The sequence below is a fragment of the Enterobacter sp. SES19 genome (genome assembly GCF_011765665.1).
Lineage (GTDB): Bacteria > Pseudomonadota > Gammaproteobacteria > Enterobacterales > Enterobacteriaceae > Enterobacter > Enterobacter pseudoroggenkampii.
In genome coordinates this window covers 3660925-3671207 of sequence record NZ_CP050320.1, presented here as the reverse complement: position 1 = coordinate 3671207, position 10283 = coordinate 3660925, and the positions used below count along the sequence as shown (strand labels likewise).

The following is a 10283-nucleotide window of genomic DNA, read 5'->3' as shown; positions in this document are numbered from 1 at the left end:
TCGGGTGTGTAAGCGCAGCGATGCGTTGAGCTAACCGATACTAATGAACCGTGAGGCTTAACCTTACAACGCCGAAGGTGTTTCGGCGAAGAGACAGACACGATTTTCAGCCTGATACAGATTAAACAGAATTTGCCTGGCGGCTTTAGCGCGGTGGTCCCACCTGACCCCATGCCGAACTCAGAAGTGAAACGCCGTAGCGCCGATGGTAGTGTGGGGTCTCCCCATGTGAGAGTAGGGAACTGCCAGGCATCAATTAAGAAGAACCCCGTACCGTAAGGTGCGGGGTTTTTTGCTTTTGTTTTCCCACTCTGGCTTTTGTCTTAATCCCTTATCCTGCTAATGGAATGTGTGATCTCTGTCTCAATGTGGTTTATAACAAAATTATAACATTTCATTTACGAGGTTATTGAGTCTCCTGGCTCAATACGCCGCAGTTTATGGCAGGAGCATAATCACAATGACAGAAAGCATGACATCAAACGGGACGCTGGCTCACAGTGATACCCGAAGAAGGGTATGGGCAATCATCAGCGCCTCTTCAGGGAATCTGGTTGAATGGTTCGACTTTTACGTCTACTCATTCTGTTCACTCTACTTCGCACATATTTTCTTCCCCTCCGGCAACACCACCACGCAGCTGCTACAAACGGCAGGAGTCTTCGCCGCAGGCTTCTTGATGCGACCCATCGGGGGCTGGTTGTTCGGCCGTATTGCGGATCGTCGCGGGCGTAAGGCCTCTATGCTGATCTCGGTGTGCATGATGTGCTTTGGCTCGCTGGTGATCGCCTGCTTACCGGGATATGCATCGATTGGTACCTGGGCACCGGCACTACTTTTGCTGGCCCGCTTATTCCAGGGATTATCGGTGGGCGGTGAATACGGTACCAGTGCAACCTACATGAGTGAAATTGCACTGGAAGGCCGTAAAGGTTTTTACGCCTCATTCCAGTACGTCACGCTGATTGGCGGTCAACTGCTGGCCATTCTTGTGGTGGTGATCCTGCAGCAAATTCTGACGGACGAACAACTTCACGCCTGGGGATGGCGGATCCCTTTCGCAATGGGCGCTGTACTGGCGGTCGTTGCACTTTGGCTACGCCGTCAGCTAGATGAAACCTCTCAGAAAGAGGTCAGGATGCTGAAGGAGGCGGGAACATTCAAAGGGTTATGGCGTAACCGCAAAGCTTTCCTTATGGTGCTTGGCTTTACTGCGGGCGGCTCTCTCAGTTTCTACACGTTCACCACCTATATGCAGAAGTACCTGGTGAACACTACCGGCATGCACGCAAATGTCGCCAGCGTAGTCATGACCGTTGCGCTGTTTGTCTTTATGCTCATACAACCCGTTATCGGTGCGCTCTCGGATAAAATCGGTCGACGTACGTCGATGCTGATTTTTGGCGGGCTGTCGGCATTATGTACCGTACCTATTCTGTCTGCCCTTCAGCATGTGACTTCGCCCTATGCCGCGTTTGCACTGGTGATGCTGGCGATGGTGATTGTCAGTTTCTATACCTCTATCAGCGGGATACTGAAAGCTGAAATGTTCCCGGCGCAGGTACGTGCTTTAGGGGTAGGGCTCTCTTATGCGGTGGCTAATGCGCTATTTGGCGGATCGGCGGAGTACGTTGCGTTGTCGCTTAAATCATGGGGAAGTGAAACGACATTCTTCTGGTACGTAACGATAATGGGCGCACTGGCATTTGTTGTTTCCCTGATGCTGCATCGCAAAGGGAAAGGTATTCGACTTTAATAGCGCGCCATCTGCCACACGGCATAGCCGGTCGTTGCGCCGGCGACATCCCAGGCGAAATCTTTCCAGCTCCAGCCGCTCCCTGCGGGGCGGCTATCCCACAGTTCTTTTGATGCCCCAAGACCCACTGAGAACATCAGCCCTATCGCCGCGCTACGATCCCGGCTGTATCCCTGATGCTGCGCATATTCATTACCGGCTGCGGACAACATCGCAGAAGCGAGGAAATGCTGTGCTTTATCCTGTCCGGACCAGTTATCGTTGGCCATATGGCTACAGCCACTCAGGAAGAAGACGCTCAGTAACAGAGGAATACGCATCAACGGGCTCCATAAAAAAGCCCTGCGGGTGGCAGGGCCTGGATATTACAGAATGCGGCTGATAAGTCGGTCGATACGGATACGACGTAAGCGGCGGATAAGCTTGCGGACTTTCACCGGGTAATCGGCAATGCTCTGCAGTTCTCGGTAATGATTAACCACTGTCGTGTGGGTGCGAATCAGCTCCAGCTCACGTTCACGTTTTGCTGCTAACTCATGCTGCGGGTCATGGATCAGGATAGCGTTTTCCAGATCCAGTCGCCACGCGCGTGGGTTCAGGTTGTTACCGGTCAGCAGCATCCACTCATCGTCGACCCACATTCCTTTCAGATGGTATGTGTTGTCTTCATCTTTCCAGAGACGCACAACCAGCTGGTCAGTATTGACGTAATACTGTAAACGGCTCAGGAAACGGCGCAGGTTAATCTCATAGAGATAAGGCAGCGCACCGATGATTTTGAACGGCTGATCTTCAGGAATGAAGAAGTCGTTTGCCGTTTTATCACCCACGATGATTTCCACTTTTTTACCGTCGCGCAGCAGCTGAATGATATTACGCACCAGCACGGCAGGAAGGTTGAAGTACGGCGTACAGATGGTGAGTTTCTGCTCCGCGCACGGCATCAGATGGAAAATCGTTTTGTTCAGCAGGCTTGATTTGCCGAGCCCTACCAGCGGGGTAACGGATAACTCTTCGTTGTTCGCATCACCCTGGAAATGATAGACCGCATCACGCAGCTCCTGGCGGAAGGCGCGAACATCATTTTTGATTTCCGGGCTTTTAGGACGCTCGGGATCGTCAAGGCGATTAACGCCGCGGCCATGGACCAGATTTTTATCAACCCAGTTGAACATGATATCGGCCATCTGCGGATTACGGATCAGATGGTAGCGGTCGTAGCGATATTTATCGAGCTGATGAAGGTAAACATCATTCAGACTTGCGCCGCTGTAAAGCACGCTGTCATCAATGATAAACCCCTTAAAATGAAGAACGCCGAGCGCTTCACGGGTATTCACCGGGACGCCATAAACAGGCACATCCACGCCAGGATTTTCCTGCGCTGTGCGGCAATACCAGTCGGCATTGGTGTTTGACGCAGCAGCGCCAATACGGCCACGCTGAGCGCGATGCCAGTCTACCAGCACGCGAACATCAAGTTCCGGCCGCTGACGTTTGGCTTCATAGAGCGCGTTCAGGATCGCGCGCCCGCCTTCATCCTGTTCAAGATAAAGCGCCACAATGCAAATGCGTCGCGTGGCGCTGGCAATCTTTTCCAGAAGCGTCTCCCGAAAATGAGCGGGAGCGTAAAAGAACTCTACATCATCAACTGACTGAGAAATCTTCGGTAGTTGAGCAAGGTGTTGTTGATGTTTATTACGCTTAAATTTTGACAACATCACAGTGCGTTTCTTCTCTGTTCATTGAAGGGTTGTCTGTACCATGCAAACAACATAAGCGGACAATGATACCACCAGTCCCGTCCAAAGTGGGTAACATTTCCAGTAGCTTACTCGCGTTTGTCTGCTGATGTCAGACTGAGGGACAAAGCCACAATACCTTCGTCCAGTTGAATATCAACGTCAAACCCAAGTTTTCGCGCCAGGGTCACCATACCGCGATTGTTAGGCATAGTAATGCCATTGAGGCGTAACAATCCGTGATCTCGCGTATAACTGATGAGTTTTTCCAGCAGCCGTCTTCCCAGACCCAGACCTTTAAGATCGGAGCGCACCAGCACCGCAAACTCCGCATCGACGTTATCCGGGTCAGAAATCGCACGCGTGACGCCGAGGATCTCATCCCCCTTATCGGAGCGACGAACGGCAACAAACGCCATTTCTCGATCGTAGTCGATCTGGGTCATATTGGCTAAATCATCGTGGGTAAATTCGTTGATTTCGCTAAAATAGCGATAATAAAGATCCTCTTTCGTGACCTGAGAGATAAAAGCCCGCAGCTGGGGCTCATCTTCCGGCAGGATAGGGCGGAACAAGGCGCGTTCCCCATTCTTCATCTCAACCCACTCCTCCAGCTGCAGGGGATACGGGCGGATCGCCAGACGGCTCTCTCTGTCTCCTTCGAAGGGCGCGATATCCAGGGTCACGTCCAGCGCCGTAAACTCATTGCCGGAGGCGAGAAGCGGATGAATGTCCAGCCGCTGGATCTCGGCACAATCCACAATCAGGTTAGAGACCTGCACCAGGAACTGACTTAGCCCGGCAATATCAAGCGGATGCAGCGCGCTCCGGCCACGGATCTTTTTACTTTTAATCGCCTGGATGATCAGATAACGCGCCAGGTTCATGTTCAGCGGCGGTAAAGCGACCACGGCCTGCTCCTCCGGACGCCACTCAACACCACCCTCTCCCAGCATGATGAGCGGGCCGAAGACGGGATCGTGTTCGACCACCACCCGTAATTCCTGAGCGCCTGCGCGGTTGGCCATGCTTTGCACCAGCAATCCGTGGATCCTTGCCTGCGGCCAGGCCATTTTGACCCGATCGAAAATGGCATCGGCGGCCTGCTGCACCTCAGTCGCCGTTCGCAGGTATAACATCACCCCCTGAACATCAGACTTATGTGGGATATCCGGGGAGCGCAGCTTCAGGGCAACCGGATAGCCAATCTGCTCGGCAATATGCACGGCCTCAGCGCTGTCGCTGGCGATCCAGGTCGGCAGGGTTTGCATCCCGTAGCTGCCCAGAATGGGCTGGACCTCATGCGTATCCAGCGACGTCGCGCCTTCTTCAATGGCTTGCTGCAAAAGCCGGTGAACGTCGACGGTGTTCGCCGTCAGATTCCCGGGCAAAGCCGGCGTCTCACGCAGCTGTTTCTGGTTGCGGCGATATTCCACCATATGCATAAAGGCGGTGATGGTGCCTTCCGGCGTGCGGTAGGTTGGCAGCCCGGCCTCGCTGAACAAGCGCCGAGCCTCCTGCGAAGAAAACTCACCGCACCAGTTGGTCAGCAGGGTGACATACTTGCCTCGCGGATGGTTGTGCACGGCGTCAATGAGCGCGCGCGCGCTTTCGCTGCCCGGCGCGACCGCGCTGGGGGAGTGGATAATCATCAGCGCATCGAAATCCTGGCTATCCAGCAGAATGGAAATTGCCTTGATATAGCGGTCACTGCTGGCGTCATCGCGCAAATCAAGCGGATTGCCGGGCGTCACGCTGGTCGGAAGCGCATCTTTCAGGCGCTGCAGCGTCTCTTCACTCAGCGTGGCCAGCTTGCCGAAGCGCCGCCACAGCTCATCCAGGGCGAGTGCCGCAGGGGCGGCACCGTTACTGACAATCATTAACTTCTCGCCGCGCAACGGGCGCATATGGCTTAGCGTCTCAACGGCGGAAAAAAGCTCGTGCGTATCCTGTACCCGCAGCAACCCCGCGCGCTGGATGGCGGCGTCCCAGGCGGGATCCATGCCGGAATGCGAATGCAGCAGACGCTGTGCCGCAGGGCTGCGTCCGCTTTTGATCACCAGGATCGGCTTATTGCGCGACGCGCTTCGCGAAGCCGAGACAAAACGACGCGCGTCGCTGAGGTGCTCAAGATAAAGCAGGATCGCACTGGTTTTACCGTCGCGCGCCAGAAAATCCAGGAGCTCATCAACGTCGATATCCAGGCTGTCGCCAAGGGCAATGAAGTAGGAGAATCCCATTTCACGTTGCTGCGCCCAGTCGAGGATGGTGTTCGATACCGCAGCCGACTGCGAGATAAACGCGAGTTTGCCTTTGCGGATCGGAACCGGAGAGAAGCTGGCGTTCAGCCCCTGCCAGGGGGCGAGCAGGCCCAGACTGTTTGGCCCAAGAATGCGCATTTGATAGCGGCTGGCGCAGGCCAGAAGCTCGGCTTTCTGTTCAGGGGGAGACGAGAGAATAATGCAGGTTTTACACCCCTTCTTGCCGAGTGATTCCAGCAGTTCCGGATTACGCTTCGCATTTGTACAGAGTACGGCAAGATCCGGTACGAAAGGCAGGCTCTGTACATCGGGCCATGCAAGCACTCCCTGAACCGCCTTATACGCTGGCGTGACGGGCATGACGGGGCCATTAAACCCCCCGGCCAGCAGGTTACGCATCATCAGATAGCCAGCACGATCCGGTTTCATTGATGCGCCAATGACGGCAATGGATTTAGGACGAAGTAGCGCTTCTAAGCCTCGCTGGCTCATGCAGGCCTCCTGTGAATGCAAGCGACCTGATGATTTTAAACGCTTTCCGTCTCGGCTGCTGTGACGCTGCCCTTATGAACGGTTTTTCCCGCCAGATAGCGCTCCCGGAAGCATGAGAAATGGTTGCCAAGAGCCCCAGCCGCAGCGGTATCTCCCGCTAAATCCAGAAGCGCAATGGCTACTTCAGCGGTGCAGTATTGCCCGTCAGCATGCGCTTCACGCAGGCGGTAGGCGGAGACGCGGGAAAGATCGACAGAAATCACCGGCAGTGCGTCGAGATACGGGCTTTTGCGAAACATTTTTCGCGCTTCGGTCCAGGTGCCGTCCAGCATAATAAACAGCGGTGGTTTACCGGATGGCGGCACTGAAAGCACCTGGCGATCCGCACCTGCGTACGACGCGGGGAAAACGACCATCGGCTGATAGTCCTTGCTTGCCACTAAATCGAGCAGGGCCTGAGGCGGCTCCGTGCGGGACCACTGAAACGCGGCGGTATCCGGCAGAATATCGGCGATAAGACGCCCCGTATTGCTGGGTTTCATCGGCTCGGTATCGAACATGACCAGACAAAAACGACTCTCCGCCGTACTCGGGGCCAGCGTCTCGCACAGACAAACCTTCAGCGGCAGCAGGCAGCGCTGACAGCGGCGAATACGGTTGCCTCGGGCGAGGAACGGTCGGGTAGCGCGCGCAAGGCGTTCGGCGCGTAATTGAAGAACAGCGTTATCAGTCATGGGCGAAATGCAGGAAAAACACTATTTTCGCAGAGGCGGGAGCGGGGCACAAGATGTGCCCCGTGAATGTTAAAGCGACTCGTTTAACCAGCTTTCAAAAGGTGCTTTTGGAACCGCACCGTTAAGCATATCGATCACTTCACCATTTTTGAAAATCATGATGGTCGGGATGCTGCGAATACGAAAACGGGCGCTCAGTTCGGGTTCGGCTTCGGTATTGACCTTCACGAAGCGTATTTTTCCGCTGCGCTCTTCGGCCACGTCTTCGAAGATTGGCGCGAAGCTACGGCATGGGCCGCACCATGGCGCCCAGAAATCGATCACGACAGGAAGATCGTCCTTGAGGAGTTTGTCCAGCGTAGCACCCGTCGCATTAATGACCTCGCCATCAAATAATTCATGGCCACAACGTCCGCATTTCGCACCATCTTCCATCCGATCGTCCGGAATGCGGTTAAGAGCCTGACAGTTGGCACATACGGTATTCATAACTAACCTCTGATAGAGCCGTGGGACAGCGGCAGAACGCCGATAATGTTTCTAATATGTTACATATTATCAATGAGCCTGTTTGAAACAACAATGCGTTTTATTCAATGAGAACAATAGTCACAGGCTTTTGTACGAAATTATGGCTATGCGCTGGCACATCGGGTAATCTGCGCGCTTCGCGCAGCGCTGGTGGAGAAAAGCATGAACGACGAAATGAAAAACAAAAGCGGCAAGGTCAAAGTGATGTATGTCCGCAGTGATGATGACTCTGATAAACGCACCCAAAATCCGCGTACCGGAAAAGGTGGTGGGCGTCCGGCGTCTTCTCGTGCAGACGGTGGCCGTCGCCCCGCCCGCGATGACAGAAATTCCCGCGGTGATGACCGCAAACGTGACGATCGCAAACGCGATGACCGTCCGCGTTCCGACCGCCCACGTAGTGACCGTCCACGTGACGATCGTCCGCGTGATGACTTCTCGCGTGATAACGGCTCCCCGTGGCGCACCGTTTCTCGCGCCCCTGGCGATGAGACGCCGGAAAAAGCCGATCACGGCGGTATCAGCGGTAAAAGCTTTATCGATCCGGAAGTGCTGCGCCGTCAGCGTGCGGAAGAGACCCGCGTGTACGGCGAGAACGCTTGCCAGGCGCTGTTCCAGAGCCGTCCTGAGTGTATCGTCCGCGCCTGGTTCATCCAGAGCGTGACTCCGCGCTTTAAAGAAGCGCTGCGCTGGATGGCCGCGAACCGTAAAGCCTACCACGTTGTGGATGATGCCGAGCTGACCAAAGCCTCCGGTACTGAACACCACGGCGGCGTCTGCTTCCTGATCAAAAAACGTAACGGCACGACCGTGCAGCAGTGGGTCAGCCAGGCGGATGCCGATGACTGCGTGCTGGCGCTGGAAGATGTAGGTAACCCGCACAACCTGGGCGCAATGATGCGTAGCTGCGCGCACTTTGGCGTGAAAGGCGTGCTGTTGCAGGATGCCGCGCTGCTGGAATCCGGTGCCGCGATCCGTACTGCGGAAGGCGGAGCCGAGCACGTACAGCCGATCACCGGCGACAGCGTGCTGGATGCGCTTGAGCAGTTCCGTAAAGCGGGTTATTCCATCGTGACCACCTCGAGCCATGCCGGTACGCCGCTGTTTAAAGCGACGCTGCCGCGTAAAATGGTGCTGGTATTAGGTCAGGAACGTGATGGTCTGTCTGACGCGGCGCTCTCGAGTGCGGATCTGAGCGTCTCTATCGACGGAACAGGCAACGTGGAAAGTCTGAACGTATCCGTTGCGACCGGCGTGCTGCTGGCCGAGTGGTGGCGTCAGAACAAAGCGTAAGCCTCTTAATGTGCCGGGTCTGACCCGGCACATTCAAATACTACTCGCTCTCTGCCGGTAACACAGGCATCCAGTCAATCGGCGTTTCGCCACGTTTTTCCAGCCATTCATTCGCCAGAACAAAATGATTACTGCCAAAGAAACCGCGATGTGCAGACAGCGGTGACGGGTGCGGCGCTTTCAACACGTGATGACGCTGACGATCGATAATCGCCCCTTTCTTCTGCGCGTGCGATCCCCAGAGTAAAAACACGACCCCTTCACGGTGTTCGTTGATCAGGCTGATGACTTTATCGGTGAATGTCTCCCAGCCCAGGCTGGCGTGCGAGTGCGCCTGGCCGGCCCGAACGGTGAGTACCGTGTTCAATAACAGCACGCCCTGACGCGCCCAGCTTTCCAGGTAGCCATGGTTTGGTCGGGTAAACCCGGGCACGGTTCCCTCAAGCTCTTTATACATGTTGAGCAGAGAAGGGGGGATCGCCACGCCGGGACGTACGGAAAACGCCAGCCCATGCGCCTGGCCCGGGCCGTGATAGGGATCCTGGCCCAGAATGACCACTTTCACATCGCTCAGTTCGGTGTAGCGAAAGGCGTTGAACACATCTTTCTGCGGCGGGTAAATCGTCTGTCCGGACTGACGCTCAGCGGCAACGGTGCTGAGCGTATTGATAAAATAAGGCTGCTGCTTTTCTTCTGCCAGCACGTCATGCCAGGTTAAAGGTGTTGTCATCTCGCTCTCCTGCGAATCTCAATCTGTGACTAGCTTACCTGTTTAACCCCGGTGAGCAAAATTACACGCTGAAATGTGCGCTAAGTGGCTAAATTTATTTTGAAAAGATGCAGTACAAGTTGAATTGGTAAGGCTGTTAAATTGATCTAAAACAATAAATTCAAACCACACTCTTTATGTGGTTGGTGTTTTTGTTGATTTAAATCAATAAATCACCGGAGTGTGAATGATATATATACACGCAAGAAACAATGGTTTTACCAATTGGCCGCGAGAGGCCGGCATCAGTTAATGTAGCCTAGGGAGGCAACACATGATTACAGGTATCCAGATTACTAAAGCTGCAAATGACGATCTGCTCAATTCTTTCTGGCTGCTGGACAGCGAGAAAAACGAAGCGCGCTGTGTCGTTGCGAAAGCGGGTTTTGCTGAAGATGAAATCGTGCCGGTGAGCAAACTGGGCGAAATCGAGTACCGTGAAATTCCAATGGAAGTGAAACCGGAAGTGCGCGTCGAAGGTGGTCAGCACCTGAACGTAAACGTACTACGCCGCGAAACGCTGATGGACGCGGTTGAGCACCCTGAAAAATACCCACAGCTGACTATCCGCGTGTCCGGCTATGCGGTTCGCTTTAACTCACTGACTCCAGAACAGCAGCGCGACGTTATCGCCCGTACCTTTACTGAAAGCCTGTAACGGCTTCAGCAGGGGGGAATAAAAAAGCCGGGGATTTCCCCGGCTTT

At 54.6% G+C, this 10283-nt stretch carries 9 protein-coding genes and 1 rRNA gene; 4 read left to right on the top strand and 6 right to left on the bottom strand.

What is annotated here, in order from left to right; all coding sequences use genetic code 11:
• Window positions 1-135 precede the first annotated feature (135 nt).
• Together rrf and GXP72_RS17385 are read left to right on the top strand one after the other, a co-directional pair.
• Window positions 136-251, top strand: a 5S ribosomal RNA gene (gene rrf / locus GXP72_RS17390).
• Window positions 252-460: 209 nt separating this feature from the next.
• Window positions 461-1756 carry an MFS transporter gene (locus tag GXP72_RS17385; RefSeq protein ID WP_208763178.1) on the top strand — a complete coding sequence of 432 codons (1296 nt, stop codon included), beginning with the start codon at window positions 461-463 and terminating at the stop codon, window positions 1754-1756.
• On the opposite strand, the gene GXP72_RS17380 is transcribed toward GXP72_RS17385, so the two are convergent.
• From GXP72_RS17380 to trxC, 5 genes are all read right to left on the bottom strand, one after another.
• Window positions 1753-2076 carry a YfiM family lipoprotein gene (locus GXP72_RS17380; RefSeq protein WP_024908611.1) on the bottom strand — a complete coding sequence of 108 codons (324 nt, stop codon included), beginning with the start codon at window positions 2074-2076 and terminating at the stop codon, window positions 1753-1755. The genes GXP72_RS17385 and GXP72_RS17380 overlap by 4 nt on opposite strands.
• 45 nt (window positions 2077-2121) lie before the next feature.
• A complete protein-coding gene (gene pssA / locus GXP72_RS17375) occupies window positions 2122-3477 on the bottom strand; it encodes a CDP-diacylglycerol--serine O-phosphatidyltransferase (RefSeq protein ID WP_023333068.1) in 1356 nt (451 codons plus the stop codon).
• 110 nt (window positions 3478-3587) lie between these two features.
• Window positions 3588-6251 (bottom strand): protein lysine acetyltransferase, encoded by a 2664-nt coding sequence (gene pat / locus GXP72_RS17370; RefSeq protein ID WP_208763177.1) that lies wholly within the window; start codon window positions 6249-6251, stop codon window positions 3588-3590.
• Window positions 6252-6286: 35 nt separating this feature from the next.
• The gene (locus GXP72_RS17365) at window positions 6287-6985 is read right to left on the bottom strand and encodes a tRNA-uridine aminocarboxypropyltransferase (RefSeq protein ID WP_032648653.1); all 699 of its coding nucleotides are present in this window, start codon (window positions 6983-6985) and stop codon (window positions 6287-6289) included.
• 69 nt (window positions 6986-7054) lie between these two features.
• Entirely contained in the window at window positions 7055-7474 is a 420-nt protein-coding gene (trxC, locus tag GXP72_RS17360; protein ID WP_024908614.1) for a thioredoxin TrxC, read from the bottom strand.
• A gap of 204 nt (window positions 7475-7678) precedes the next feature.
• Here trxC and GXP72_RS17355 point away from each other — a divergent pair, with 204 nt between their 5' ends.
• On the top strand, window positions 7679-8809 hold the full coding sequence (locus tag GXP72_RS17355; protein ID WP_032648656.1) for a tRNA/rRNA methyltransferase: 1131 nt from the start codon (window positions 7679-7681) through the stop codon (window positions 8807-8809).
• Window positions 8810-8849: 40 nt separating this feature from the next.
• Here the strand turns inward: GXP72_RS17355 and ung are convergent, their stop codons facing one another.
• On the bottom strand, window positions 8850-9539 hold the full coding sequence (gene ung / locus GXP72_RS17350; protein ID WP_023333064.1) for a uracil-DNA glycosylase: 690 nt from the start codon (window positions 9537-9539) through the stop codon (window positions 8850-8852).
• A gap of 313 nt (window positions 9540-9852) precedes the next feature.
• On the opposite strand from ung, the gene grcA reads away from it, so the two are divergent.
• Window positions 9853-10236, top strand: coding sequence for an autonomous glycyl radical cofactor GrcA (gene grcA / locus GXP72_RS17345; RefSeq protein ID WP_008502190.1), 384 nt, complete (start codon window positions 9853-9855; stop codon window positions 10234-10236).
• Window positions 10237-10283 lie beyond the last annotated feature (47 nt).

What these genes read in the sequence shown, in the direction of transcription:
- GXP72_RS17385 (WP_208763178.1), top strand. Translation starts at nt 461, where the DNA reads ATGACAGAAAGCATGACATCAAACGGGACGCTGGCTCACAGTGATACC.
- GXP72_RS17380 (WP_024908611.1), bottom strand. Translation starts at nt 2,076, where the DNA reads ATGCGTATTCCTCTGTTACTGAGCGTCTTCTTCCTGAGTGGCTGTAGC.
- pssA (WP_023333068.1), bottom strand. Translation starts at nt 3,477, where the DNA reads ATGTTGTCAAAATTTAAGCGTAATAAACATCAACAACACCTTGCTCAA.
- pat (WP_208763177.1), bottom strand. Translation starts at nt 6,251, where the DNA reads ATGAGCCAGCGAGGCTTAGAAGCGCTACTTCGTCCTAAATCCATTGCC.
- GXP72_RS17365 (WP_032648653.1), bottom strand. Translation starts at nt 6,985, where the DNA reads ATGACTGATAACGCTGTTCTTCAATTACGCGCCGAACGCCTTGCGCGC.
- trxC (WP_024908614.1), bottom strand. Translation starts at nt 7,474, where the DNA reads ATGAATACCGTATGTGCCAACTGTCAGGCTCTTAACCGCATTCCGGAC.
- GXP72_RS17355 (WP_032648656.1), top strand. Translation starts at nt 7,679, where the DNA reads ATGAACGACGAAATGAAAAACAAAAGCGGCAAGGTCAAAGTGATGTAT.
- ung (WP_023333064.1), bottom strand. Translation starts at nt 9,539, where the DNA reads ATGACAACACCTTTAACCTGGCATGACGTGCTGGCAGAAGAAAAGCAG.
- grcA (WP_008502190.1), top strand. Translation starts at nt 9,853, where the DNA reads ATGATTACAGGTATCCAGATTACTAAAGCTGCAAATGACGATCTGCTC.